General features: G+C 65.8%; 28 protein-coding genes and 1 riboswitch. Of the genes, 19 read left to right on the top strand and 9 right to left on the bottom strand.

The window, feature by feature from the left end:
* Window positions 1–13: 13 nt before the first annotated feature.
* The 8 genes from queC to ybgC all read right to left on the bottom strand — a co-directional run bounded on the left by queC (window position 14) and on the right by ybgC (window position 6,414).
* Complete coding sequence (queC, locus tag AC1EJR_RS02910) at window positions 14–697, bottom strand: 7-cyano-7-deazaguanine synthase QueC (protein WP_441590616.1); 684 nt, start codon at window positions 695–697, stop codon at window positions 14–16.
* A 203-nt stretch (window positions 698–900) separates the two neighbouring features.
* Window positions 901–1,656 (bottom strand): tol-pal system protein YbgF, encoded by a 756-nt coding sequence (ybgF, locus tag AC1EJR_RS02905; RefSeq protein WP_092290506.1) that lies wholly within the window; start codon window positions 1,654–1,656, stop codon window positions 901–903.
* Window positions 1,657–1,673: 17 nt separating this feature from the next.
* A complete protein-coding gene (gene pal / locus AC1EJR_RS02900; RefSeq protein ID WP_177219835.1) occupies window positions 1,674–2,183 on the bottom strand; it encodes a peptidoglycan-associated lipoprotein Pal in 510 nt (169 codons plus the stop codon).
* Window positions 2,184–2,211: 28 nt separating this feature from the next.
* The gene (tolB, locus tag AC1EJR_RS02895) at window positions 2,212–3,579 is read right to left on the bottom strand and encodes a Tol-Pal system beta propeller repeat protein TolB (RefSeq protein WP_092290508.1); all 1,368 of its coding nucleotides are present in this window, start codon (window positions 3,577–3,579) and stop codon (window positions 2,212–2,214) included.
* A gap of 205 nt (window positions 3,580–3,784) precedes the next feature.
* Complete coding sequence (tolA, locus tag AC1EJR_RS02890) at window positions 3,785–4,843, bottom strand: cell envelope integrity protein TolA (RefSeq protein WP_477104850.1); 1,059 nt, start codon at window positions 4,841–4,843, stop codon at window positions 3,785–3,787.
* Between the two features lie 15 nt (window positions 4,844–4,858).
* Window positions 4,859–5,296, bottom strand: coding sequence for a protein TolR (tolR, locus tag AC1EJR_RS02885; protein WP_092290512.1), 438 nt, complete (start codon window positions 5,294–5,296; stop codon window positions 4,859–4,861).
* Window positions 5,297–5,329: 33 nt separating this feature from the next.
* Window positions 5,330–6,013, bottom strand: coding sequence for a protein TolQ (tolQ, locus tag AC1EJR_RS02880; RefSeq protein ID WP_177219836.1), 684 nt, complete (start codon window positions 6,011–6,013; stop codon window positions 5,330–5,332).
* Complete coding sequence (gene ybgC / locus AC1EJR_RS02875) at window positions 6,010–6,414, bottom strand: tol-pal system-associated acyl-CoA thioesterase (RefSeq protein WP_092290881.1); 405 nt, start codon at window positions 6,412–6,414, stop codon at window positions 6,010–6,012. Before ybgC ends, tolQ begins: the two co-directional genes overlap by 4 nt.
* A 210-nt stretch (window positions 6,415–6,624) precedes the next feature.
* Window positions 6,625–6,725: riboswitch (ZMP/ZTP riboswitch) on the top strand.
* A 182-nt stretch (window positions 6,726–6,907) separates the two neighbouring features.
* Here ybgC and glyA point away from each other — a divergent pair.
* The 16 genes from glyA (at window position 6,908) to AC1EJR_RS02795 (ending at window position 22,768) form a co-directional block, all read left to right on the top strand.
* On the top strand, window positions 6,908–8,155 hold the full coding sequence (gene glyA, locus AC1EJR_RS02870) for a serine hydroxymethyltransferase (protein ID WP_092290514.1): 1,248 nt from the start codon (window positions 6,908–6,910) through the stop codon (window positions 8,153–8,155).
* Between the two features lie 135 nt (window positions 8,156–8,290).
* The gene (nrdR, locus tag AC1EJR_RS02865; RefSeq protein ID WP_092290516.1) at window positions 8,291–8,758 is read left to right on the top strand and encodes a transcriptional regulator NrdR; all 468 of its coding nucleotides are present in this window, start codon (window positions 8,291–8,293) and stop codon (window positions 8,756–8,758) included.
* A gap of 177 nt (window positions 8,759–8,935) precedes the next feature.
* Entirely contained in the window at window positions 8,936–9,568 is a 633-nt protein-coding gene (gene pilV, locus AC1EJR_RS02860; RefSeq protein ID WP_441645837.1) for a type IV pilus modification protein PilV, read from the top strand.
* Window positions 9,568–10,509, top strand: a complete 942-nt coding sequence (locus AC1EJR_RS02855) for a PilW family protein (protein ID WP_477112832.1) — start codon at window positions 9,568–9,570, stop codon at window positions 10,507–10,509. Before pilV ends, AC1EJR_RS02855 begins: the two co-directional genes overlap by 1 nt.
* Entirely contained in the window at window positions 10,500–11,138 is a 639-nt protein-coding gene (locus AC1EJR_RS02850; protein ID WP_441645835.1) for a pilus assembly PilX family protein, read from the top strand. The genes AC1EJR_RS02855 and AC1EJR_RS02850 overlap by 10 nt, the downstream gene beginning before the upstream one ends.
* A gap of 46 nt (window positions 11,139–11,184) precedes the next feature.
* Window positions 11,185–15,075, top strand: coding sequence for a pilus assembly protein (locus AC1EJR_RS02845; protein WP_477109813.1), 3,891 nt, complete (start codon window positions 11,185–11,187; stop codon window positions 15,073–15,075).
* A 14-nt stretch (window positions 15,076–15,089) separates the two neighbouring features.
* Complete coding sequence (locus AC1EJR_RS02840) at window positions 15,090–15,527, top strand: type IV pilin protein (protein ID WP_441645833.1); 438 nt, start codon at window positions 15,090–15,092, stop codon at window positions 15,525–15,527.
* 5 nt (window positions 15,528–15,532) lie between these two features.
* Complete coding sequence (locus tag AC1EJR_RS02835) at window positions 15,533–16,081, top strand: GspH/FimT family pseudopilin (protein WP_441645832.1); 549 nt, start codon at window positions 15,533–15,535, stop codon at window positions 16,079–16,081.
* Window positions 16,082–16,311: 230 nt separating this feature from the next.
* Window positions 16,312–16,608, top strand: coding sequence for a hypothetical protein (locus AC1EJR_RS02830; RefSeq protein ID WP_477112831.1), 297 nt, complete (start codon window positions 16,312–16,314; stop codon window positions 16,606–16,608).
* A complete protein-coding gene (locus AC1EJR_RS02825; protein WP_477106370.1) occupies window positions 16,605–17,537 on the top strand; it encodes a PilW family protein in 933 nt (310 codons plus the stop codon). Before AC1EJR_RS02830 ends, AC1EJR_RS02825 begins: the two co-directional genes overlap by 4 nt.
* Window positions 17,531–18,103: a pilus assembly protein gene (locus AC1EJR_RS02820; protein WP_441590628.1), complete on the top strand. Its 573-nt coding sequence runs from the start codon at window positions 17,531–17,533 to the stop codon at window positions 18,101–18,103. Before AC1EJR_RS02825 ends, AC1EJR_RS02820 begins: the two co-directional genes overlap by 7 nt.
* Window positions 18,100–19,917 (top strand): pilus assembly protein, encoded by a 1,818-nt coding sequence (locus AC1EJR_RS02815; protein WP_477112830.1) that lies wholly within the window; start codon window positions 18,100–18,102, stop codon window positions 19,915–19,917. Before AC1EJR_RS02820 ends, AC1EJR_RS02815 begins: the two co-directional genes overlap by 4 nt.
* The gene (locus tag AC1EJR_RS02810) at window positions 19,914–20,390 is read left to right on the top strand and encodes a type IV pilin protein (protein WP_441645198.1); all 477 of its coding nucleotides are present in this window, start codon (window positions 19,914–19,916) and stop codon (window positions 20,388–20,390) included. Before AC1EJR_RS02815 ends, AC1EJR_RS02810 begins: the two co-directional genes overlap by 4 nt.
* A gap of 1 nt (window position 20,391) precedes the next feature.
* Window positions 20,392–20,931 (top strand): GspH/FimT family pseudopilin, encoded by a 540-nt coding sequence (locus tag AC1EJR_RS02805; protein WP_441590633.1) that lies wholly within the window; start codon window positions 20,392–20,394, stop codon window positions 20,929–20,931.
* Between the two features lie 40 nt (window positions 20,932–20,971).
* Window positions 20,972–22,093 (top strand): bifunctional diaminohydroxyphosphoribosylaminopyrimidine deaminase/5-amino-6-(5-phosphoribosylamino)uracil reductase RibD, encoded by a 1,122-nt coding sequence (ribD, locus tag AC1EJR_RS02800; RefSeq protein ID WP_092290535.1) that lies wholly within the window; start codon window positions 20,972–20,974, stop codon window positions 22,091–22,093.
* Between the two features lie 42 nt (window positions 22,094–22,135).
* Entirely contained in the window at window positions 22,136–22,768 is a 633-nt protein-coding gene (locus AC1EJR_RS02795) for a riboflavin synthase (RefSeq protein WP_092290537.1), read from the top strand.
* On the opposite strand, the gene AC1EJR_RS02790 is transcribed toward AC1EJR_RS02795, so the two are convergent.
* Window positions 22,757–23,797 carry a CaiB/BaiF CoA transferase family protein gene (locus AC1EJR_RS02790; RefSeq protein ID WP_441590635.1) on the bottom strand — a complete coding sequence of 347 codons (1,041 nt, stop codon included), beginning with the start codon at window positions 23,795–23,797 and terminating at the stop codon, window positions 22,757–22,759. The genes AC1EJR_RS02795 and AC1EJR_RS02790 overlap by 12 nt on opposite strands.
* Before the next feature lie 244 nt (window positions 23,798–24,041).
* Between AC1EJR_RS02790 and ribBA the strand changes: the two genes are divergently transcribed.
* The 3 genes from ribBA to nusB all read left to right on the top strand — a co-directional run bounded on the left by ribBA (window position 24,042) and on the right by nusB (window position 26,255).
* Window positions 24,042–25,157, top strand: coding sequence for a bifunctional 3,4-dihydroxy-2-butanone-4-phosphate synthase/GTP cyclohydrolase II (gene ribBA / locus AC1EJR_RS02785; RefSeq protein ID WP_092290541.1), 1,116 nt, complete (start codon window positions 24,042–24,044; stop codon window positions 25,155–25,157).
* 88 nt (window positions 25,158–25,245) lie between these two features.
* Window positions 25,246–25,749: a 6,7-dimethyl-8-ribityllumazine synthase gene (gene ribH / locus AC1EJR_RS02780; RefSeq protein WP_092290543.1), complete on the top strand. Its 504-nt coding sequence runs from the start codon at window positions 25,246–25,248 to the stop codon at window positions 25,747–25,749.
* On the top strand, window positions 25,749–26,255 hold the full coding sequence (gene nusB / locus AC1EJR_RS02775; protein WP_092290545.1) for a transcription antitermination factor NusB: 507 nt from the start codon (window positions 25,749–25,751) through the stop codon (window positions 26,253–26,255). Before ribH ends, nusB begins: the two co-directional genes overlap by 1 nt.
* Window positions 26,256–26,305: the final 50 nt, after the last annotated feature.

The raw sequence follows: 26,305 nt of genomic DNA, 5'->3' as shown, positions 1-26,305 counted from the left end.
GCGCGGGGATCGATCAGGCAGCGGCCTGGTAGCGCGTGGGGTCGGGCACGCCCGCCGTCTCGAAGCCGGCGCGACGGATGCGGCAGGAGTCGCACACGCCACAGGCGCGGCCTGCGTCGTCGGCCTTGTAGCAGGAGACGGTCAGGCCGTAGTCCACGCCCAGCTTCACGCCCGCGCGGATGATCTCGGCCTTGGTCATGTCGATGATGGGCGCGTGCACGTGGAAGCGGTCGCCCTCCACGCCAGCCTTGGTGGCCAGGTTGGCGAGCGCCTCGTAGGCGGACACATACTCGGGACGGCAGTCAGGATAGCCGGAGTAGTCCACGGCGTTAGCACCGAAGAACAGGTCGCGGCCGCCGATCGCCTCGGCCCAGCCCAGGGCCAGCGACAGCATGATGGTGTTGCGGGCCGGCACGTAGGTAATCGGAATGCCGCCCGTGGCGCCGTCGGTCGGCACGTCGAGGGTATCGTCGGTCAGCGCGGAGCCGCCGAAGCGGCGCAGGTCGAGCTCGATGATCTCGTGACGCTTGGCGCCCAGCGCCGCCGCCACCAGCTTGGCGGCCTCCAGCTCGGACGAATGGCGCTGGCCGTAGCGCATGGACAGCGCGTAGGTTTCAAACCCGGCGGCGTTGGCCATGGCGAGGACGGTGGCGGAGTCGAGTCCGCCGGAAAGCAGGACGATGGCGCGTTTGGTCATGATCGGGGGCGCGGACGGCGCGGAATGGGGGTCGCTGACTGCGAAAGCGCGTATTTTAGCGCGCCGGCGGGCCGCCCCCAATCAGGCTGGACTGATGGCGCCCATCGCCCGGCTTCCTTCCATGGTCGCAAAGCCCCAAAAGAAAAAGCCCGCCAGAATTTCCAGCGGGCTTCCTCCTGCAACGGTACTGCCAGGCAGACCGGTTACTTCAGGGTCTTCAGCCGGTTGCTCGCGGCCTGGGCCCCTTCCGTGCCCGGATACTTGGCCACCACCGTCTCCAGCGTCTTCTTCGCCGCGGCCTTCTGGCCGGACTCGAACTGGTTGTTGGCGATGGCGATCATGGCGTCCGGCGCCTTCGGATGTGAAGGGTTGGCCGACACCATGCTCTGCAGGACCGTCGTCGAGCCCTTGTAGTCACGCTGCGCGTAGAGCGAATTGCCGAGCCAGAACTGCGCCAGCGGCAGGTAGGGGCTTTGCGGATACTTCTTGGCAAACGCCGAGAACGCATTGCCCGCACCCTTGAAATCGCCTGACTGGAACTGCTTCAGCGCCGCGTCGTACTCGGGCTTCTCGGTCGGTTGGGCCATGCCCTCCCGGCCGTCCACGGTCACCTGTTGCGGCTCGAACTTCTTGAGCCGCGCGTCCAGGTCAGCGTAGTAGTCCTTCTGCTGCTTCTGCAGCGTATCCACCGCGTTCTGGAGCACCTCGTTCTGACCGCGCAGGCGGGCCACCTCTTGGCGCAGACCTTCGAGCTGGTTCTGCATGTCGAGCTGGGCCTTGCTGCTCTGGTCGATGCGCTGTGAAGCCGTTGCCTGGAAACCGTTGAACTGGTCCCGCAACGTGATCACGGCGCGGCGCGCCTCGTCGTCGTCGAAGACGCCGGCGTGTGCGGACGTGGCTGCCAGCAAGCCGCCTGAGACGGCTGCCAGCCACAACAGGGTGGATGCGCGAGCATTCATGAAGACTTATCCGTAGATCAGTAGGCGATGTCGGCGCGACGGTTCTCGGCCCACGAGGCTTCGTCGTGACCGGTGGCCTTCGGCTTTTCCTTGCCCAGGCTCACGGCTTCCATCTGCGACTCGGGCACGCCGAGCGACGACAGCGAACGGCGCACGGCCTCGGCACGCTTCTGGCCCAGGGCGAGGTTGTACTCGCTGGTGCCGCGTTCGTCGGTGTTGCCCTGGATCAGGATCTTGCGACCCTTGTTGGCGCCCAGGTACTGCGAGTGGGCCTGCAGCAGGCTCTGGTAGTCGGACTTCACGCTGTAGCTGTCGAAGTCGAAGTACACGCTGCGCTTGGCCAGCGGGCTGTTCGGATCGTTCAGCGGGTCACGCGAGACGTCCACCGGCGCCACGGCGCGCGGGTCGGTGGTCGGCGCAGTGCCGGTACCCGACTTGGCGGTGTCATCCAGCTTCACGCCGGAGCTGCAGGCGCCCAGTGCGAGCAGGGCGGCGAGGGCGAGCGACTTGGTCATCATTTGGGACATGGCAATAACTCCTCTTTTTTCTATTGCACTATTGCATGAAAGGACCCCAGGACGGCTCGCGAACCTCGCCGGACTGGAGAGACAGCACCTGCTTCGTACGGCCATCCGTGGACACCGCCGCCAGCACCGAGCGGCCGCCCACGCGGGTGGCGTAGAGAATGTACTTGCCGTTGGCGGCGAAGCTCGGGGCTTCGTCATTGGACGTATCGGTGAGGGACGTCACGTCACCGTTGGAGAGGTCCTGCAGCTGTAGCTTGAAGCCGCCCGAACGCGAGATGAAGGCCAGGTACTTGCCGTCCGGCGAGAGGCGCGGACTGACGTTGTAGTTGCCCTTGAACGTCACGCGTTGCGCGGCGCCGCCCTCTTCGCCCGAGGCCGGCATGCGGTAGATCTGCGGCGCACCGCCGCGATCGCTCGTGAAGTAGATGCTCCGGCCGTCCGGCGAGAACTGCGGCTCGGTGTCGATGGCGCTGCTGCGCGAGATGCGGCGCAGGCCCGAACCATCGGCATTGACCAGGTACACCTGCGTGTTGCCGTCGCGCGAGAGCGCCAGCGCCAGACGCTGGCCATCCGGCGACCACGACGGCGCGCTGTTGTTGCCCTTCTGGTTCGACACCAGCGTGCGCTTGCCCGTGGCCAGGTCGTGCACGTAGACCACCGGCTTGCGCGCCTCGAAGGAGACGTAGGCCACGCGGCGCCCATCAGGCGACCATGCCGGCGAGATGATCGGCTCGGTGCTGGTCAGCGCGATCTGCGCGTTCTGGCCGTCCGAATCGGAAATCAGCAGCTGGTAGCGGTTGCCCACCTTCGACACGTACGACAGGCGCGTGGCAAACACGCCGCGCTCGCCGAGCAGCTTCTCGTAGATGTAGTCGGCGATCTTGTGCGCGGTCACGCGCAACTGGTTCTGGCCGACCGTGAAGGCCAGGCCGCCCAGGCTCTGGCCCTTGACCGTGTCGTACAGGCGGAAACGCACCTCGTACTGGCCGTTGCCGGCGGGGGTGACGCTGCCGGCAACGAAGGCATCAGCGCCGCGCGACTTCCAGCTACCCAAATCCACCTGGGCCGATTCGGCCACGGTGGCGCCGCCCGGATCCACGTTGCGGAAGCGGCCGCTGTTGACCAGGTCACTGCGGATGATGGCGGTCAGGTTCTGCGGGGCCTGCGCCTCGCCCTGGAAGTTGGCGGTGGCCACCGGGAACTGGTTCGAGCCAACTCCGGTGATTTCCACATTCAATTGTGCGTGTGCCACGCCGGCCGACATCAGTGCGGCCGCCAGCCAGGCCATCAGCGCGTAGCGGCTTTGCTCACGCGTGGGCTGGGTGGCGGGCGACGATGTGGATTGAGCGTTGTGCCGCCTTGCGGACAGCCAGTTGGGGGCCCAAAGCTTTCGCATGCTGCTCCTCAGTCGATATCAGGATTCATCGGTACGGCGGGCACAGCAACTACAGCAGGACGGGCAACGCGCCGCTTGGCGCATGGCCCGTTCTGCGTGCAATTGCACGCTGCCGGCCGCGTCAGGCAACCGTTCATGGTAGCAATGCGACCTGACGCCATCGATGAAGGTTGCATTATGTTGCAAAACATGGCAGATGAGGCGCCTAGTCCTTCGGCTTGAACGTGATCGTGAAGCTCGAAGGCGCCTTGCCGTTCTCGTCAGTCGGCAGCGGGTCGGAGCGCTGTACCGCACGCAGCACGGCGTTGTCCCAGTCCGCGTTCCCGCTGGACTTGCTCAGGCGGGCGGACAGCAGCGAGCCGTCCGGCGCCAGCGAGACCGACACCACGGCTGCCGGATTGCCGTCCACATCGCCACCGAAGTTGATGTTCGGCTTCACCTTGCGGCGCACGCGGTCGGCGTAGCCCGGCGACGCCTTGCCGCCCGAACCCGCGCCGGAGCCCGCCGCGCTGCCCACGCCACCGCCGCTGGAGGTGGCGTTGCCGCCAGCCAGGGCCTGCAGGCGCGCCAGCTCGCTCTTGCGCTGGGCGTTGGCCGCGGCTTCGCGCTTGGCCTTCGCATCGGCATCCGCCTTCGCACGGGCCTTCTCTTCGGCATCGGCGGCCTTCGCCTTCTGCTCCGCGTCAGCGCGGGCCTTGGCGTCGGACTTGGCCTTCGCGTCAGCGGCTTCCTTGCGGTCGCGCTCGGCTTGCTCCTTGCGATCCAGCTCGGCCTTCTTCTTCGCGTCTTCCTTGCGCTGCGCCTCTTCGCGCTGCTGTTGCTGGCGCAGGTCTTCCTTGCGCTGCTCTTCCTTGCGCTGGGCGTCGCGTTTTTCCTGTTCCTTGCGGGCAGCCTCGCGCTCGGCGGCCTCCTCGGCCTGCTTGCGCTTCTGGCGTTCCAGGGCGATGTCCGCGTCTTCCTCGGCCTTGCTGCGTACGGCCGGCTCTGGCTGCGGCGTCGGGCGCGGCAGCTCCACGGGGCGCGGCGGCGGGGCCTGCGTAGTGTCGGGAATTTCGTCCCACAGCTCGGCTTCGGCGCCCACCGGCGTGCTGCTCTGCCAGCGCACGCCGTAGTAGAGCACCAGCCCGAGCAGCAGGTGCATGAACAGGGCCATCACGAACGAGCGCGTGGTGCCGCGCTCCTTCACCGGCTGGTAGGGATAGGCGGCTGCCTGGGCCCGGCGCTGCGGCCGGGCTTGCGGATGACGTGACGAGAGACTGGCCACTGGATGTCGCGGTGCTTACTTGGACTTGACCATCAGGCCCACGCGCTTCACGCCGTCGGCCTTCAGTACGGACATCACGTCGAGCACCGCCTCGTACTTCACGGCACGGTCGGCGGCGATCACCACGGGCTGGTCCGGGTTCTCATTCTGGCGCTGGTGGACGAAATCCAGCAGGCCGCGCTTGTCGAGCTTGCGCTCGAAGGCGTTGCCGGCGTTGTCCTTGCCGCTCGCGGTCAGGGTGCCGTCCTCATGCACGGACACGACGATGGGCGGCGCCTTCTGCTGCGGCGTGGCCTGCGCCACGGAAGGCAGGTCGACCACGGCCGGATTCACGATGGGGGCCGCCACCATGAAGATGACGAGCAGCACGAGCATCACGTCGATGTACGGCACGACGTTGATGTCGGCGCTGGCCCGGCGGCGCGAGCCGCCGCGGCGCTGGATGGCTGCCATGGCTAGTGCTCCGAATGCGATGAATGAGGTGGATTAGCGCGTCTGGCGCTGGAGAATGTTCAGGAACTCTTCCATGAAACTCTCGAAGCGGATGGCCAGACGATCGATCTCCGTTGCATATCGGTTGTAGGCGATCACGGCCGGAATCGCCGCAAACAGACCGATGGCCGTGGCCACAAGGGCTTCGGCAATACCAGGCGCAACGGATGCAAGCGTCGCCTGCTGCACATTCGACAGGCCGCGGAAGGCGTTCATGATCCCCCACACCGTACCGAACAGGCCGATGTACGGGCTGACCGAGCCTACCGATGCCAGGAACGGCAGGTGCGACTCGAGCACATCCATCTCACGCTGGTAGGCGGCGCGCATGGCGCGGCGGGCGGCGTCGAGCAGCGCGCCGGCGTCGTTGCTGCGCTCGCGGGCCTTCAGGAACTCGCCCATGCCGGACTCGAAGATGCGTTCGAGCGCGCCGGTGTTGTGGCGGTTGTTGACGGCGCTGTTATAAAGCGCCTGGAGATCGCCACCGGCCCAGAAGTCGCGCTCGAAGATTTCCGTCTGGCTGCGCGCGGCGCGCAGCGCCAGGTGCTTGCGGAAAATATAGGTCCACGAGAAGAGGGACATCACCAGCAGCAGCGCCATGACGGCCTGTGCCAGCAGGCTGGCGTGCAGCACCAGCGAGATAATCGACAGGTCTTGCGTGACGGTCACCGGATTCATCGAGCGTTTCTTATAGTTGCGAGAACAGGAGCAGGAATCGGGGCCGGACGAAATGTGTCTTTATCGACACATCCCACCCGGATCTTGCCGCTGGCCAGCTGGAGGTCGTCGCGCCACGCTTCTTGGGCGAATTGGACCGAGGCAGGCCCCACCCGTTCAATCACGGTGCGGATTTCCAGCTGGTCGTCCAGCCGGGCGGGCGCATTGTATTCCACAGCAGTACTGCGTACCACGAAGACCACATTGGACGTATCGGCAAGGTCCTGCTGACCGATCCCGAGCGAGCGCAGCCATTCGGTCCGGGCCCGTTCAAAGAATTTCAGGTAGTTGGCGTAGAACACCACGCCGCCGGCATCCGTGTCTTCCCAGTACACGCGCAGCGGCCAGACATAGTTCGGCATGGCCGGCATTGTAACGGACCGCAACGGCCCGCCGCAGGTAAACCCGCAGGAGAAATGCAACAGCAAGTTGCGAGCCAGGCGCCGCGCGGCTTTGCGGGAAGCTGGCCCGATGCACCGCCCGCCACATCCGGCCTGCCCTGCCCCCGCGTTACCCCCTCTGGCACCGCCTTGCGGCGCGGCGCGGCCTCGCGTAAACTCTGCGGCAACCATTCCATCTTGCGCGACTGGCGAAGTCAGTGGGTACTACCACGAGGAAGCGCAAGTTATCTGGCGTGAATCACAAACGCCTGCCGCTCGCCTGGGCAGCGAATGGGAAGCAGGGTGCGCCCTGCACCGGACGACCTCTATATATAGAGGTCACTGGTGCGGGACGCCGATGCCTTCCCCGCGCGCCCTAATCGCGAAGTTCTGCGAAACCCCCGAGATGTATCCCGATTGCCTGTTCGTATCCGAAAAGTGCATCGGCATCCCTTTTTTACAGACGAGTCACGCCATGTTTGAACGCAGCCGTTTCACCATCGAGCAGATCGACCCCGAAGTCTTCGCCGCGATCCAGAAGGAAAACCAGCGCCAGGAAGACCATATCGAGCTGATCGCGTCCGAGAACTACACCTCGCCGGCCGTGATGGCCGCCCAGGGCTCGCAGCTGACCAACAAGTACGCCGAGGGCTATCCCGGCAAGCGCTACTACGGTGGCTGCGAGTACGTGGATGTGGTGGAGCAGCTGGCCATCGACCGCGTGAAGCAGCTCTTCGGCGCTGAAGCCGCCAACGTGCAGCCGAACTCGGGCTCGCAGGCCAACCAGGGCGTGTTCTTCGCCATGCTCAAGCCGGGCGACACCATCATGGGCATGAGCCTGGCCGAAGGCGGTCACCTGACCCACGGCATGGCCCTGAACATGAGCGGCAAGTGGTTCAACGTGGTCAGCTACGGCCTGAACGCCCAGGAAGACATCGACTACGACGCGCTGGAGAAGCTGGCCCACGAGAAGAAGCCGAAGATGATCATCGCCGGCGCCTCGGCCTTCGCCCTGCGCATCGACTTCGAGCGGATCGCCAAGGTGGCCAAGGATGTTGGCGCCTACTTCATGGTGGACATGGCCCACTACGCCGGCCTGATCGCCGCCGGCGTGTACCCGAACCCGGTGCCGCACGCTGACTTCGTGACCACGACCACCCACAAGAGCCTGCGCGGCCCGCGTGGTGGCGTGATCCTGATGAAGGCCGAGCACGAGAAGGCCATCAACTCGGCCATCTTCCCGGGGATCCAGGGCGGCCCGCTGATGCACGTGATCGCTGGCAAGGCCGTCGCCTTCAAGGAAGCGCTGACGCCGGAGTTCAAGGCCTACCAGCAACAGGTGGTGAAGAACGCCGCCGTGCTGGCCGAGACCCTGATCGCGCGCGGCCTGCGCATCGTGTCCGGCAAGACCGAGAGCCACGTGATGCTGGTGGACCTGCGCGCCAAGCAGATCACCGGCAAGGAAGCCGAGAAGATCCTCGGCGACGCCCATATCACGGTGAACAAGAACGCCATCCCGAACGATCCGGAAAAGCCGTTCGTGACCTCGGGCGTGCGCCTGGGCTCGCCGGCCATGACCACGCGCGGCTTCAAGGAAGACGAAGCCCGCCAGGTGGGCAACCTGATCGCCGACGTGCTGGACAACCCGCACGACGAAGCCAATATCGCCAAGGTGCGCGAGCAGGTCTCCGCCCTGACCCGCCGCTTCCCGGTCTACGGCTGATATCCGGCCCACAACCGGCATCGCGCCTATCTATATAGTGCGCGTGACGAACGGCGCTGCCCCGGCAGCGCCGTTTTACCTTTTGCACACCGCGAGCGATAATGCGGCCCGGCATATATCTTCAGGTGGTCCGGCATGAAATGCCCCTTCTGCGGTCATTCCAACACCCAGGTGCTTGACAGTCGCGTCTCCGAGGACGGCGACACGGTGCGCCGCCGCCGGCGTTGCGAAGCCTGCGACCGCCGCTTCACCACCTACGAGCGCATCGAGCTCTTCTTCCCCGCCATCGTCAAGAAAAACGGCTCCCGCGTGGACTACACGCGCGGCAAGCTCAAGGACTCCATGCGGCTGGCCCTGCGCAAGCGGCCGGTGTCCGCCGAGGCCATCGACCAGGCCATTACCCGGATCGAAGAAAAACTGCTGGCGCTGGGCGAGAAAGAGATCGCCAGCAGCCAGGTGGGCGAACTGGTTATGCGCGAATTGCGCAAACTCGACAAAATTGCCTATATCCGCTTTGCTTCCGTTTATCGCAGTTTTGAAGATGTGTCGGAATTTCGCGACGTACTCGACGAGTTTTCCCCGCCTACCCCACGAAAGGGGTAGCTACTTCGTAAAAAAAGCTGTCTAATCTGCACTGACCTCCTTCGGGTAAGGAGGCCGGATGGCGAGCGCGTGCACGGCGTAAACGGGGCCCAACAGAGGCTCCGGCGCAGCAAAACTCCAACGCGCCGCCCGTAGAAAAGCAAAAGAACAGTTCGATTTTTTGGACGGGAGTCACAAATGGGTCAGTCACGCCGCCGGGGGGCGGCCGGCTTCACCATGCTCGAAGCATTGGTAGCGATCGTCGTTCTGGCGTTCGGCGTGCTCGGCGTGGCCAATCTGCTCATCAAGTCTTTCCGCTTCGCGCAACAGTCGTCCTACGACGTTGTTGCGCTTCAGCTCGCCAATGACATGGCGGACCGCATGCGGGCGAGCGTCGATGAGGCCAACAAAAACAACTACCTTTTCGACACGAAGACCGGCACGCCGAATATCGCGGACAGCGGCAACCTGTTCCGCACGGCCTGCACTGGCGCATCAGCCGCATGCGCGCCCCTCACCGCGAATTTCGACAAGGCTGACTGGGCGCGCCGCGTCCAGACCAGCCTGCCAAACGGCCGCGCGGTCATCTGCCGCGACTCGACCACGTTCCAGCTCAACACCGGTTACCAGTGGGGCTGCACCCAGACCGCCGGTGGCAATGGCTCTCCAAGCGATACGCCGATCGTCATCAAGGTAGGCTGGACCTCCCGTTTCACCGATCGCGCCGGCGCTGATCTCGCTACAGGCACCACCATGGCCGACTCCGCCGCAGCGAATGGCGATGCGACGCCCATGGTCGTCGTGGTCGTCAACCCCGGAGTCAACAACTGATGCCCCGCCACTCTGACTCCCGCCGCCTGCGGCAGCCGGCCGCGGGCTATACCCTCATCGAACTGATGGTGACGCTGGTCATCAGCATGCTGGTGTTGATTGCCGGCCTGTCGTTCTACCTGATGAGCCGCAACAGCTACGCCACGATCGACGACAACGCGAACCTGGAAGAGCGTGGGCAATTCGCAATCTCGGTAATGTCCCGTGTGCTGCGGCAAGCGTCTTATGTGCCGCCAGGCCCCTCGGGCGGCGCGATGGTGATTACGGACCAGATGATCTTCGGACGCGAATCGTGCTCCACGCCGGGGGACGGCGAAGATCTGGTTTGCAACGGAGGCGCGTCAGTCAATGGCAGCGACATGTTCATGGTGCGCTACTACGGGTCCGGGGTTCCCGGAAACCCCCGCACGCCCGACGAATCGATTGTCGATTGCTCAGGCCAGGGCGTGGCGGGCTACACCGAGGGCGATGTAACGCTCGCGGCCAGCCAGCGCGGCTTGTCCGTTTTCTTCGTCGCTAACAACGCAGCAGGCAAACCTACCCTGATGTGCAAGTACCGCCAGCGGACTGCGGGAGAAGAGTCGCTGACCACGTACGTCACGCAGGAACTGGTGACCGGCGTCGAGAACATGCAGTTGCTGTATGGGATCTCCACGAATTCCGACGATGTGCCGGACAAGTACGTGAGAGCCGACGAAATGACGACACTCGAATGGCTCCACATCGCGACCATCAAGCTGTCGATCGTCGTACGCGCTGACAACGCGAGCGCAGACGCCGGGGGAAACGGAGCCATCCAGATGTTCGGGTCGCTCTACAACGGCGCAGACGGCACCTTCACACCCACGCAGGACACCCAGGCGGCACGCCGCCTGTTCACCACCACCCTCCAGGTCCGCAACTACAACCACTGTGTTCCGGGAGACACGTCATGCCTCTGACCTCCAGGATGACCCCCGCATGCCGCTCGCGAAACGAGCGAGGCGTTGCCCTGATCACCGCCGTGATCATGCTGCTGGTGATCACGCTGCTGGCCATTTCGGGCGCGCGCATCGCACTCGACTCGAAGAAGACATCACGGAACCAGCGTGATTTTGAGATCGCGTTCCAGGCAGCGGAAGCCGCGCTGCGCGACGCGGAACTCGATATCAGCAATGCAACCGGCCCGGCCAAACGCACGCAGATCTTCTCATCGAAGAAGCGCGACGGCTTTGATGTGCCGGGCGGTTGCAACACGGGCACCGCCCCAAGCGGGCCTTACCTGGGATTGTGCGACACATACAACAGCAATCCGCCGATCTGGAACACCGTCGACTGGCTGGCCACCGTCGGCCAGAGGACTGTGGAGTATGGAACGTTCACCGGCAGGTCATTCCCCACTGGCTCAGGCCTGACCCCCGGCCGCAAGCCGCGCTATCTGATTGAGATCATGACGGTCAGAGATAACAATCAAAGCGCGAGCAATCCGGACGATGTGAAATTCATGTACCAGATTACGGCCGTCGGCTTCGGCCCCAATGACACCACACGCGCAGTAGTCCAGTCGCTCTACTACAAGGGCGAGGACTAACCCCATTTCCCCGACGGATCAAACCAACGAACCGGGACCGAATTCCATGAACCTCTTCCGCCGCCTGCTGCCGCTGTGCACCATGCTCTGGAGTGTTGCGCTCTGCGCCGCGCCGACCACCGTGCCGACGGTTTCGATCTCGACCACGCCGCTCTACGGCCAGTCGCAGAACATCCATCCGAACCTGATGCTGACTTTGTCGGTGGAATTCCCCACCACCGGCGCCGCATACCGGGGCACCTACAACAAGGCTACCGGCTACCTCGGCTACTTCAACAACACGAAGTGCTACGCCTATAACGCCACGTCTGGCTACTTCACGATCTCCGGAAACGCTACCACCGACACCCACGAGTGCTCCGGCGATTTCAGCGGCAACTTCATGAACTGGGCGGCCTCGTCCGCCATTGACGAGCTGCGCCTCGCCATGACCGGCGGCGACCGCGTGGTCGACACGCGCACGCAAACTGTCCTGCAACGCGCCCTGCTGCAAGCCGACTTCTTCAAGAGCTCGTCTTACTTCCCGCTCAAGAGCATCAACGGCAGCGGCACGAACAGCGCGCCGAGCAAGGTGACGCCGTTCAAGTACACCACGTTGTACATGGCGTCCTGCGGCAACCATATTTACTTCTCGGACGCGGACGACTCCTCCGCCTCGTGTACCAGTTTGCGCAAGTACGCCGACGTGACCAACAGCCGCGGCACGGTGACGGAACGGCGCGGCTTCCGCGTTCAGGTGCAGGTCTGCGACAGCAGCGAAGCTACCAGCCGTACGGACCTCTGCTACAGCTACGACGGCACCAACTACAAGCCCGTGGGCGAGATGCAGCGCAATGCCGACCGCGTGCGGTTCGCGGCCTTCGGCTACCTGAACGATGCCACCAACGATACAAGCAAGACCCAGAACGAGCGTTACGGCGGTGTACTGCGGGCGCCGATGAAGTATGTGGGCGACAACGCAGTAAATACCTCGCTGAATACGATCACGAACCCGGCCAAGGAATGGGATGCGTACGGGGTGCTGCTGAACAACCCGCTCAACCTGACCACCAACGCCAATAGCGGCGTGATCAATTACCTGAACAAGTTCGGCCGCACAATGGTGACCGACCTCGGCGGACCCACCGACAATCCGGTAGGCAGATACAAGACGTACGATCCACTGAGCGAGCTTTACTACGAGAGCATTCGCTACCTGCAGTTCCACCCCGATGGCCCGACTCCCGAAGCCGTGAACAATCTCACCACGGCCTACACGGACAATTTTCCCGTGTACACAAGTTGGGACACCGACCCCCTGCTGAACAGTTGTCAGCGCAACTACGTGCTGACGATTGGCGATATCAACACCCACCAGGATCACTACATTCCCGGCAATACCATCGCCAACCAGGGCGACCCGGCCCGTGCGAAGGATTCCTGGAGCAAATTCGACGTGGTGGATTGGACCAACAAGGTCGGCGCGCTCGAGACGAACACACCCGCCGCCGGGAACTCGAATCCGCTCGGCTCGTCATTCCTGAGCCTCGGCACAAAGAACCACCCCACGTCCTCTAAGTCGTCGTACTACCTTGCCGGCATTGCCTACTGGGCGCATACCTCGGCATTCCGGCCAACCATGCCCGAGGCTCGCGTCACCACCTTCGGTATCGACGTGAACGAAAACGGCAACGGCACGGTCGGCGACAGCCAGCGGCAAAGCCAAATCTTCCTCGCAGCCAAGTACGGCGGCTTCAAGGAAGAGACCAACGATGGCGGCAACAAGGACGGCAACCCGTTCAAGACGCTGGGTTCCGGCGGCGCCGTGGTGACCAACAACACGGAGTGGGAGGCGGCCCCTATTGGCTCCAACATCCCGTCCAACTGGTTCCTCGCCAGCCAGCCGGCGCAGATGATCAGCGCGATCAAGCAAATCTTCACGCAGATCACGACCGCAGCCGGCACGCTCTCCGGCGTGGCACTGAGCAACACCCGGATCATCCAGAACGAATTTGTCTACACGCCGGGCTTTGATCAGCAATGGAACGGTAAGCTCAGCGCCTACCCGCTACTCAAAAATAGCGACGGTTCCGTCTCGATCTCGTCCACGGCAGCCTGGGAGGCCGGTTCGCGCCTCGCGGCCCGGACCTATTCGACGCGTTCCATCTTCACCTTGAGCGGCGCCACAGGGACGGGCGCCGCATTCAGCTGGGCCAACCTCGGCAAGGCACAGCAGGATGCACTGAACATCAACCCGGGCACGAGCAGCAGCGACGGGCTGGGCCAGCAACGCGTGGAGTACCTGCGGGGAGATCGCAGCAACGAAGCCGACAGCCAGGGCAATGGCGGGCTGTTCCGGGCACGCAAGACGGTGTTCGGTGACATCATCAACTCCGGCCCGACGTTCGTCGGTCTGCCCTCCACCACCCGCAGCGGCGCCGGCTACGCCGCATTCGCCACGAACTACGCAACCCGGACGCCGATGGTCTATGTCGGCGCCAACGACGGCATGCTGCACGGCTTCAATGCCAATACTGGCGACGAAGTATTCGCCTACGTCCCGGCGGCAGTCGTCAGCAAGCTCAACCAGCTGACCGGCGCCACCTACTCGCATCGCGCCTATGTCGATGCCACGCCAGTCACTTCGGAAGTCCAGATCGGCAGCAACTGGAAAACGGTGCTGGTGGGCGGCATGGGCGGCGGCGCGCAGGGGGTGTACGCCCTGGATGTAACCGACCCGACCGGTAGCCGAGGCAGCGTTTTCGGTGCATCGAATGTCATGTGGGAGTTCACGGACAAGGACGACGCCGACATGGGCAACGTCATGGGCCGCCCGGTGATCGCCAAGATGCTTGTCGGCAAGGACACCAACAATGTGCCCGTGTACAAGTGGTTCGCCATTGTCGGGAACGGCCTGAACAGCAATCAGGCCGATGGCTACGCCAACGACCGGGCGCCGGGCGCGCTGTTCCTCCTCTCGCTGGACAAGTCGCCCAGCGAAGCGTGGTCGCTGAACAACAATTATTGGAAGATCGTCACCCCGTCGCCTTCGGCCACGCCGCCCTATGTCACCGCAAACGGCCTGAGCACGCCAGCCGTGACCACTTCCACAAGCGGAATCGGCCTGGCCATCTATGCGGGCGACCTGCAGGGCAATCTGTGGAAGTTCAACGTCTCCGGCCTGCCCTCCACGTGGAACGCCGGCAGCGACGGCGCACTGCCGCCGTACGGCGGCACGCCGGGCAAGCCGCTGTTCGTGGCAACCGACCGCAACGGCAATCGCCAGCCAATCACGATGCAGCCAGAGGTGGTGTACGCCCCGGGTGGCTTCATGGTCCTGTTTGGCACCGGCAAGTACTACGAACTGGCCGATACGAGTACCACCCCGACGCAGACCAACTCCTTCTACGGCATTTATGACGGCGGTGGCACCGACTATGTGAGCGGCGGCCGGAGCCAGTTAAGCCAGTTGTCCTCGGCCTATACCTCGGGGGGGCAGTCCATCTCCATTACTGGCACGGCTGCATATCCGGGCTACACGGGCGGGCGCAAACCTGGCTGGGTGCTCGATTTCCTCGATAGCACCGAGCGGCAGGTCACATCCGCCGCCGTCGCAAGCGGCATGATCTTCTTCAACTCGATCTACACGGCCACCGGTACATGCGGCACCGCCGGCGGTAGCCGGAGCTATGCCCTGAACCCACTGACCGGCCTGCCTACCAATGGCATCTCGGGCATGTTGTCCTCCGTCGGCCTGCTTGGCGCGCCGTCGATCATCGTCATCAATGTGTCGAAGACTGACCGTACCGGCGCTGGAGGTGGGGTGCAATCCACGACGACGCAGGTACTGGGCTTCGGCTCCGCGGGCACGCTGACCACAACCAGCACCAACGCGACCGACAAGCGCGTTATGCGCAAGGGATGGAAGGAAATCCGCAATTTCACGATAACGAACTGACATCCAGGACAGCCATGACATATAGACTCCGCAAGTGGCCGCGCGGCTTCACGCTAGCCGAGGTGATGGTCACCGTGGCCATCATCGGCATCCTCAGTGCATTCGCCTACCCCTCCTATCAGGAATTCATCCTGAAAGGTCGGCGCACCGAGGCCAAGGCGGCACTGATGGAGAACATGCAGTTGTTCGAGCGGCACTTTTCGCAAGTCAACACCTACTATGCAGCGGGTACGACGACGCCTTGGACCGGCTACAAGGCGTACTCCGGCGACAATGCGACCAGCGGCAACTACACGATCGCCGCGTTCGATTGCAACAGCGGCCAGTGCGTGGAGTTGCGTGCGACACCCAAGCGGGCCGATGCCACCTGCGGCGTTCTGACGATCAAGAGCACAGGCGTCAAGAACAACATGCTGAACGGCCAAGAAGTCAACACTCCCAATTGCTGGTGATCCCCATGCGCGTCGACAAACGAGCCGTCCAGCCACAACAAGGCTTCACGCTTATAGAACTGATCACGACGATGGCCGTCGGCGTGATTCTGGTGGGCTTTGCGGTGCCTAGCATGACCACGTTCATGCGCAATCATCGCGTGTTGACCGTGGCAGACAGCTTCAACACGGCGGTTTCGAAGGCACGATCCATCGCGGCCACGACCAATAGCTATGTGACCGTGGCACCGATCGGGAACGACTGGAAGAATGGGTGGCAAGTTTTCTCCGAAGGTCTCACCCCCAATGGCACCTACGAAGAGGGGACCGAGAATCTCATTGCGCAATACGACAAGCCACCGTCCGATGTCGTGGTGACGACCTCTACCTTTCCCACAGGGCTTGCTTCGATCTCCTTTTCTCCGGTCGGGTATTCGCAGACGACGACAAAAAGCCAAATGTCGATGAGCGCCGGCTTCCAGATCGGTGATGCAAAGCGTGTCGTCGAAGTCAGCCTTCTGGGACGCGCGCGCGTATGCGATCCCAACCGCGAAACGAGCTGCGTGCTGCCCTGATCCTGCAAGGGAACCGTCCGAGTCGGCCTCGGACACAAACTTCCACAAAACCTCCACATCCGGACACGTTTTAGGGCCTCGCCCGAGGCTATCGTGGACATCCGTTCTGTTCGAACCGATGCGCCATGTCCCTTGCTCCACCCTCCCCTTCCAGCCGCCCTGAGCGGCGCTCTCGCGGCTACATCCTCCTTGAATCACTGATCTGCCTTGCCGTCATCGGCATTGGCGCCATGCCGCTCGCTGTGCTCGGCCCCTTGTGGCTCCGGCTGGCGGGTGAGCAGGAGAGTCTGGCGCAGACCACGCAGTGGGCGTCGGAGTTCGCCGAAACGGCCGGTGCCGGTTCGATGGTGCCGCCCGGCGGGCGCCACGCGCAGCTGTGTGGCGCGCTCGGCGTCGAGGCCGGCGCTCGGCCGCTCTGCGCGCCCGGTGCGCGCATTGTGCTGGCCGGGCCGGTCCGCATTACGGCGGACGCCTCGCCCGGCATGACGGCACCTCCCGCCCACGTGGCGCTATGGGTAGCGCCATGACGCGTCGCCCTCGCCAGCGTGGGTTCACGCTCACCGGGATGATGGTGGGGATGGTGCTCGGGCTGCTGGCATCCGTACTGGCCATCACCACGTTCCAAGTCGTCCGGCAGGCATACGCCAACGTCGCGGACAGCGTGATGATGGCGGAGCGCGGCCATCGGGCGCTGGGCATCGTCGCTCAACTGGTGCGTCAGGCGGGCTGGATTCCCGGTCGGGCCTCGCTCACCCCAGGGCATCCGGCGCCAACCGCGCCGCTCGAGGGCCACGACGACTGCGGCCAGCCCGCCGTCGATCTATCTGCCCCGTGCGGCACCCGGGGCCGGCATCAGAGCGATGCCCTGCGCCTGCGCTTCTCCGGCAGCAGCAGCGGCGATGCGACCACGCGGCCCGACGGCACCATGACCGACTGTGGCGGGCATGCGCTGGCGGCAACCGCCCAACCGGTCGATGGCGTGCCCACCTCGCATCACGCCGCGATGAACCTGCTGTACATCGGCCTCGGCAGTGATGGCGTGCCGCAGTTGCTGTGCCGCTATCCGCGCCGGCAGGGGCGCCAGATGCAAGCCGTCACTTACACCTCGGGGACGCTCGTCCGTGGCGTGGAGGCCATGCAGCTGCGCTATGGCGTCGACCGGGATGGCGACGGCGAGGCGGACACCTATCTCCGCGCCCGCGACATCCGGGCGCAGGGCGATGCCGGCTGGCATCGCGTGCGCACGGTGCAGATCGCACTGGTGATCCGGGGCGACCGCGCTACCGGGCAGACGACCCGGCCAGAGCCGCTGACCCTGCTGCCCGCTCTGACCCATGGCGACGCCGACGAGGACTTGTCGTTCCCCCCTGCGACCCGGCATGCGGTCCGTCGGCGCGTCTTCACCACCACCTTCCGCCTGCGCAACCCTTCGCCCTGCCTGGAGGCCCTATGCTGACCCGCCGCACGCAGGATGGCATCGCCGTTCTCGCTTTCGTCACGACGATGCTGGTGCTCACGGCCAGCGTCTGCGCCGCAGCGATGCACTTCCTCCACGCCGGCCGTCAACTGGCAGGGCTGCAACTGGACCGCGAGATCGCGTTCCGCGCGGCGGAGGCGGCCTTGCTCGATGCGGAGGCGGATCTGCTTGCGGCTGCCGCGTCGCCGCATGCTCGGCTGGCGTCGTGGCCGGACCCGGGCCATTGCGGCGTGGAGGCCCAGCGCGCCATCTGTCGAACGGGCACCGGCCAGCCGGCCTGGTGGCCATGGATCGAGGGCAGCCCACCCGAGAGCGTCCCGGCGCTATCGATTGGTGCGTTCACCGGGGCGCGCCTGCCCGATCTGCCCGAAGGCGTGGCCGGGGCGACGCATCCGCCCCGCTACCTCATCGAAGTCCTCGACCACCACCAGACCCTCCAGACACTGGCCGGCACGGCGCAGTGGCCGCGCTTCCGCATTACCGCGCTCGGTCTTGGCCGCGATCCGTCCGTGCGCGTCCTGCTGCAGACGGAGTTCCAGCCATGATCCGCCTTGTCATGGGGTGCGTGGCGATGGTGCTAGGGCTGTGCGCCAGCGCCGTTGCCAGCGAGGCCGGCCATTTGCCGATGGGCTACCGCGTGGCACCTGCCGCCTATCCTTGGACGGGCCGCCTCCATGCCATCGGCTTCCGCACCACCGCCGATGCCAACCGGCGTGGGGTACTGGACCTCTGGGAAGCGGGCGATTTACTGGACCAACGCGCCACGGACACGCGTCGCCTCTATCTGGGCGGAACGCGGCTGACACCGCTGCGGTGGCAGGCCATCCATGCCGAGGCCAAGCACAGCCTCAACATCGATCCCACCACCGGACAACCCGACATCCAAGGCCCAGACCGGCTCTCCTGGCTGCGTGGCAACCGCCTTATCCCACCCATGCGCCCACGCGACACCCGGCTTGCCAGCGCCACCGGCGCGCGCGTGCACGTGGTGGCGCCGCCCGCGTGGCAGCCCATGCAACCAGGCCACACCGCCTTCCGCAACGCACACGCACTGCGGCCAACCACCGTCTGGCTGGGCACGCGCGATGGCATCCTGCACAGCTTCGACGCGATGACGGGACGGGAACGCACCGGCTACCTACCGCGCGCCGCACTGGCCGAAGCCGCCGCCCTAACCGCCGTGGGCACGCGGGTGCCGGCCCCGCCGTGCCCAAGGCCCCATAGCGTGGATGCTGACCCAAACGGCCGCTGGCGCACCCTTCTCCTTTGCGCCACACCCGCTACGGCGCGCACGCCCGGCACCGCATTCGTCCTCGACGTATCCACTCCGGACGCCGACACACCCATCCAACTGATCTGGGAAGTGACGGGAAGCGACGCCTTGCCGCTGACCGGCAACGGCCCGCTACGCGCCGCCATGCTCAGGGTCGACAACGAGCGGCGCTGGTTCGCCGTCGGCATCCTCGCGCCGGGCACGCCGGCGGGTGCACGGGCGGCCTTGGCGCTGCTTCCGCTGGACCGGCCGGCAGGCGCCTGGGCGACCACCGGCCGTGTTCCGCGACTGCCGCTACCTGAACAAGGCTGCGACAGCAAGACGGCCACCACGCAACTCCTCGCCGTCACGGTGCGGAGCGATGCCAGTGGCGCCGCCCGCGCCGCCTACGCCATCGACGATGTAGGCCGCCTCTGGCGGTTCCCCCTCGACGCCCTTGGCGCCGATACGCCACCCGCAACATGCCTGCATCGCCAGACCGCCAGCAGACGTGGCAGTGTCGAACCACCCGTGATCACGTACACCGGTGCTACCCCGCTTATTGTCTACGGCACCGGCAACGCCGTGTCCGCCATTCCGGACCACACCGAAAAGCCAGCCAACCCACGCCAGATCCGCGCAATCCCGAGCGGTAACGGCGTGGTGCTGCGTGCCGTCCCCTCGTCGGACCCCCCCGGCACGACAGGATGGACGCTCGCGCTACCCCATCCGGGCGAACAGATCGAGACACTGGACGCCGCCAGCCCTGCCCATCTCTCCTTCACCACGCTGGCACCCGATGGCCGTGCACGGAGCTACCTGATCGACGCCGCTACCGGGGAGTCGGTCACCGTCCTGCAGGCCGATGGCAAACCCGGCGCCGCCATCACAGGGTTGCCGTTCGATCCGGCCTTCGGTGGTCCGTTCGTCAGCCTCTCCCCGGTCATCGAAGGTGCCACTCCGGCGCCCGGCATCTCCCGGCGCGATGTCCATTCCCTTGCCCTGTGGCAGGTCGATGGCGACGGCGCCTACCTGCAACAACACGCCTACCTGACACGCCGGCGCGGTCGGCTGGGCTGGCGCGAACTGATCCGGACACCGCTATGAGCATCGCCATGACGCACCGACCCTGCCTGCCGCGCACCCAAAGCAGCGGCTTCAGCCTCGTCGAGTTGATGATCACCCTGATGATCGTCGTGATCCTCGCCGCCATGGCGCTACCGGCATGGCGGCAGCATTTCCACCGGGCGTGGCGCATGCAGGCACGTGCCGAAGCGGTCACCGCGATGCTGGCGCTCGAGCGGCATGCCCTCAGCGCGTCGACGTTTGCGAGCGCCCTAGACGCAACCGCCCCGGCCGGCCATTGGCCCCGCCCCGTGCCCGCGCCGCCCGCCCCGGTCCGGCACTGGCTGACGGCCACCAGTTGCGCCGGACTTGACCTGTCCCGCTGCGTCGAAGTCCGCGCCACGCCCACTTTTGTCGATACGCGCTGCGGCACTCTCGTGCTGCGGAGCACGGGCGAGTGGCTTTCCCTGCTCACCGCGGCGAATCCGCCCGCTCGAACCCCCGAAGGATGCTGAAATGCAACAGGCTGCAATCGCGCATGTCCGCCGGTGCAGCGGCATGACGCTGACCGAACTCCTGATCTCGCTGGCCGTTGCCGCCATCCTCGCGGCCATCGCCCTGCCCGCCCTGCGCCACATGCTGGCCGAGCACACCGTGACCTACGCCGCAGACCGGCTGGCGGCATCGCTGGCCATGGCACGCACTACGGCGGCCAACCGGCGCGTCGAAATCCGGCTCGGGCCCTTGCCGGGCGCCACCACGCTCGATGGCGGATGGCAGCTCGCACCGGTGGCACCCCAGGCGACCACCGGGCCGCCCATCGCCGTGACGGCGCTGGACGCCGCCTGCCTGCGCGTGACCCTGCGCGGCACCGATGGCGCCAAGGGACCGCCTGCGCTCCGCTTGACACCTGTGGGATACTCTCGATCGGAACGCGGCGGTTTCTACGCGGCCACGTTCCATGTGCGATGCCGCGGTGCGCAGCGGCAGGTCAGGCTCGGCGCCCAGGGGCGCATCCGGATCTGCGGCGCCGGCCCCGATGCCGACTGCGACTGATCGCCCTGCTTTCTCACCTAACGGCACAGACTGCCTCGCCATGTTTTCCGACTCCGACCATACCGCCATGGAACTGGCCCTCGCGCTCGCCGCGCGGGGCATGTTCACCACCACGCCCAACCCGCGCGTTGGCTGCGTGCTGATGAAGCATGGCGAGATCATCGGGCAGGGCTATACCCAGCCGGCCGGTCAGGACCATGCCGAGATCCAGGCGATGAAGGACGCCCTCTCGCGCGGCCACGATCCCGCCGGCTCCACCGCCTATGTCACGCTGGAGCCGTGCAGCCACTTCGGCCGCACGCCGCCGTGCGCAGAGGCGCTGGTGCGTGCGGGCATCGCCCGCGTGGTGGCCGCCATGGAAGACCCCAACCCGGCGGTGTCCGGGCGCGGCCTGCAACGGCTGCGCGATGCCGGCATCGACGTACGCTGCGGCCTGCTGGAAAAAGAAGCGCGCGATCTCAACATCGGCTTCGTCTCGCGCATGACGCGCGGCCTGCCGTGGGTGCGCGTGAAAGTGGCCGCTTCCCTCGATGGCGGCACCGCGCTGCATGACGGCACCAGCCAGTGGATCACCGGCAAACCCGCGCGCGACGATGGCCATGCCTGGCGCGCCCGGGCCTGTGCCATCCTCACCGGCATCGGCACCGTGCGGGACGACAATCCCGCGCTGACCGTGCGAGCCATTCCCACGCCGCGCCAGCCGCAGCGCGTGCTGGTGGACTCCCGGCTGGAGGTGTCGCTCGATGCGCAGATCCTGAACCGCGACACCGGGGATTTCGCCAAGCCCGTGCTGGTCTTCTGCGCCGTGGAAGACGCCGCGCGGCAGCGTGCGCTGGAGGCGCGCGGCGCCGAGGTGGTGGTGCTGCCCAATCCGCACGGCAAGGTCGAACTTCGCCGCATGTTGCAGGAACTGGGCAAGCGCGGCATCAACGAATTGCATGTGGAAGCCGGCTTCAAGCTCAACGGATCCCTGATCCGCGAGGGCTGCGCCGACGAGCTGCTGATCTACCTTGCGCCCCGGCTGCTGGGCGATGCGCAGGGCATGTTCAACCTGCCACCGCTGGCCCGGCTCGAGGACGCCGTCGACTTCCATTGGCACGAGGTGCGCCAGATCGGCGACGATCTCCGGCTGATTGCCCGCCGTGGCGACAGCAAGCACTGACATCACCCTGAACAGACAGACCCTACGCATTCCGAGGCAAGCATGTTTACTGGCATTGTGGCGGCCGTTGGCCGCATCGACACCGTCTCCCCGCTGGGCAACGCCGACGCCGGCGTACGCCTGCGCATCGCCGCTGGCGAACTGGACCTGACCGATGTGATCATCGGCGACAGCATCGCCATCCAGGGTGCCTGCATGACCGTCGTGGCCATGCAGGACGGCCAGTTCGACGTAGACGTTTCCCGAGAATCGCTCGACAAGACCGTGGGCCTCGACAAGCCGGGCCGCGTCAATCTCGAGAAGGCACTGCGGCTGGCCGACCGGCTGGGCGGCCATCTCGTGTCCGGTCACGTCGATGGGCTCGGCGATGTCGTGCGCTTTGCCCCGGTGGGCGAATCGCACGAGCTGCGCATCCGCGCCCCGCGCGAGCTGGGCCGCTATCTGGCCTACAAGGGTTCCGTCGTGGTGAACGGCGTCTCGCTGACCGTGAACAGCGTCAGCGACGTGGCCGAAGGCTGCGAGTTCTCGATCAACCTGATCCCGCACACCGTGGAAGTGACCACGCTGAACGAACTCAAGGCTGGCGCGCGCGTCAACCTCGAGATCGACTTGATCGCGCGGTACGTGGAGCGGATGCTGTCCGCCTCGCAGGGCGAGTCCGTCTCACTGCTCTGAAGGCAACGCGTCCGAGAACCTCGGCGCCCCGGCCACGTCGAGCGTGCCGTCCGGGCGTTCGATGAAAATGCCGCGCGCCACGTTGTGCGGATGCCTGGCCGCTTCCGCCACGCTCAGCACGGGCGCGTAGCAGACATCGGTGCCGCCGAGCAGCGCATCCCAGTGGGCACGCGGCTGGCTGCGGAACAAGTCGGCGAATCGCGATTTCAGCGCCGGCCACGTCGTGTGGTCGTACTGCGCAGCGGGATCCACATCGGTCATGCCGAGTTTGGCGAGCAGCAGCGCGTAGAACTGCGGTTCCAGCGCGCCGATGGTGATATGCCCACCGTCCGCGCAGGCATAAACATCGTAAAACGGCGATTGATGGAAGGGGCTTGGCGTGGGGCCGTCGATCTGGCCGTTGTTGCGCACCCATAGCGCGATACCGCCGAGCATGGCCACCATGTCGACGATGGCGCCGTCCACCACGCGCCCCCGGCCGCTGGCGCGCGCATCGACCAGCGCGCAGGCGATGCCGAAGGCGAGGCCCAGCGCCCCGCCGGCGTCGCCCACCACGGTCGGCGGGATGGCGGGCGTCTCGCCGGGCCGCGCGGACAGCGACAGCATGCCCGTGAGCGCCACGTAGTTGAGATCATGTCCGGCCGATTGGGCCAGCGGCCCGGCCTGCCCCCAACCGGTCATGCGGCCATAGACCAGACGCGGGTTGCGCGCGGCGCAGTCGGCGGGGCCGAGTCCCAGCCGCTCCATCACGCCGGGGCGGTTGCCCTCGATCAAGGCATCGGCGCCGGCCACCAGCGCGAGCGCTTCCGCCAGCCCCGCCGGGTTCTTCAGGTCGAGCGGCACGATGGTCTTGCCCCGCCGCAGCGGACTCTCCTTATCGCCACCAAGTTGCGCCGCCACGGCCACTTTCTGCTGGCGCGCGATGACGATGACCTCCGCCCCCATGTCGGCCAGCATCCGGCCCGCCAGCGGACCGGGGCCAATCCCCTCGAACTCAACGACACGAATTCCCATCAGCGGCAAGGTCATGCGGCAGGCTCCCGATACGTATCCAGTGAGTGACATGATAAGCGGGCAGCCGCGTCCGTAACTGTCGTCCGTCACACCGCGGCATATAAGTGCCTGATGCGCCATATTAGAGCCGGCCTAGGGCGGGACCGAACCCGGCCGCTTGGCGTACAATAGCGGGCTTGATTTCGCCGGCTTTGTTGCACCTGCCTCCGGCCCTGCCCGCCTACTGCCACCCGCTGTATTCCCTGACGTTGCCCCAGCCATGACTATCGCCCGTACCGAAGACATCATTGCCGACATTCGCGCCGGCCGCATGGTCATCCTCGTTGACGAGGAAGACCGCGAAAATGAAGGCGACCTGGTCCTGGCGGCCGACTTCGTCACGCCGGAAGCCATCAACTTCATGGCGAAGTACGGGCGCGGCCTGATCTGCCTGACGCTGACCGCCGAACGCTGCCGCCAGTTGGAGCTGTATCCGATGGTGTCGCGCAACGGCACGGTGCACGGCACGAATTTCACGGTGTCGATCGAGGCAGCCGAAGGCGTGACCACCGGCATCTCCGCCGCCGACCGCTCGCGCACCGTGCAGGCTGCCGTGGCCCGCGACGCCAAGGCCAGCGACCTCGTGCAGCCCGGCCACATCTTCCCGCTGACGGCGCAGCCCGGCGGCGTGCTGATCCGCGCCGGCCATACCGAAGCCGGTTGCGACCTCGGCGCCCTGGCCGGCCTGACGCCGGCGGCCGTGATCTGCGAGATCATGAAGGACGACGGCACCATGGCGCGCCTGCCGGATCTGGTCGAGTTCGCGCGCGAGCACGATCTCAAGATCGGCACCATCGCCGACCTGATCCACTACCGCAGCCGCACCGAAAGCATCATCGAGCGCGCGGGCGAGCGCACCATGCAGACGCCGTGGGGCACCTTCCAGGGCGTGATCTACCGCGACAAGCCCACCGGCCGCGCCCACCTGGCGCTGGTCAAGGGCCAGCCGCGCCCGGACACCGAGACGCTGGTGCGCGTGCACGAGCCCCTGTCGGTACTCGACCTGCTGGAATCGGCCCGCACCACGCACTCGTGGAGCCTGCCGGCCGCGCTCGAGGTGCTGCATGGCGCCGAGCAAGGCGTGATGGTGCTGCTGAACGTGGGCGATTCGCCCGAGCAGCTGTTTTCGCAGTTCGCCGCGCTGGACGCCCCGCAAGACCGTCCGCGCCGCAAGCCGGACCTGCGCACCTACGGCATGGGCGCCCAGATCCTGCGCGACCTCGGCGTGGGCAAGATGCGCGTGCTGGGCTCGCCCCAGAAGATGCCGAGCATGACCGGCTACGATCTCGAAGTGACCGGCTGCCAGCCGATGCACGGCGAAGCCAACTGCGACTAAGACGAACGAATTTTCACGAATATCGATGGCGGCCAGCGCCCTTCCGGCGCGGCCAGCCACCCTTCCCCGAACAATTGGAGAACTGACAATGGATCACGGCTTCTACCCCAGCAACCTCGAAGGTGAAGGCCTGCGCATCGGCATCGTGCAGGGTCGCTTCAACGAGCCCGTCTGCGACGAGCTGCGCGAGGCCTGCGTGGCCGAACTCGAAAAACTCGGCGTCGAAGGCGAAGACACGCTGGTCGTGACGGTGCCCGGCGCGCTGGAAATTTCGCTGGCGCTGCAGAAGATGGCCGAAAGCGGCCAGTTCGACGCGCTGATCGCACTCGGCGCCGTGGTGCGCGGCGAGACCTACCACTTCGAGCTGGTCTCGAACGAGTCCGGCGCCGGCATCACGCGCGTGGGCCTGGACTTCAACGTGCCCATCGCCAACGGCATCCTGACCGTGGATACCGACGCGCAGGCGCACGCCCGCACGCGCGAGAAGGGCCGCGACTGCGCCCGCGCCGCCGTGGAAATGGCGAACCTGGTAGTCGCGCTGGACTCCCTGCGCAGCGGCCAGAACGACGAAGATGAAGACGAGGAAGCATGATGAGTGACGCCACCGACACCGGCGACGCCGGCAAGCCGGGCGGCGCCAAGCCGGCCCGCACCGAGCCCAAGGCCCCGCCGAAGAGCGCGCGCCGCCGGTCGCGCGAGCTGGCACTGCAGGGCCTCTATCAATGGCTGCTGAATCGTAACGATATTGGTGCGATTCAGGCCCACCTGCATGACGCGCAAGGCTTCAACAAGGCCGACAGCGAGCACTTCGACGCCCTGCTCAACGGCGCCGTGCGCGAGGAAGCGCGCCTGACCGCCGCGTTCGAACCGTTCCTGGATCGCCCCGTGGCCGAACTGTCGCCCGTGGAGCGCGCCGCGCTGCTGGTTGGCAGCTTCGAACTCGTGCATTGTCTGGACATTCCCTACAAGGTCGTCATCAACGAGGCCGTGGAGCTGACCAAGACCTTCGGCGGCGTGGAAGGCTACAAGTACGTCAATGGCGTGCTGGACAAGCTCGCCGCCCAGGTTCGCGCGCCGGAAGTCGCTGCGCGCCGCTAAGCCTCCCGTCACTGCTGGCTGGCACCAGCCCAGAGCACCCGCCCCGGCGG

It is taken from the genome of Cupriavidus sp. 05T42 (genome assembly GCF_056396345.1).
This window is presented reverse-complemented; position numbering and strand designations above follow the sequence as displayed.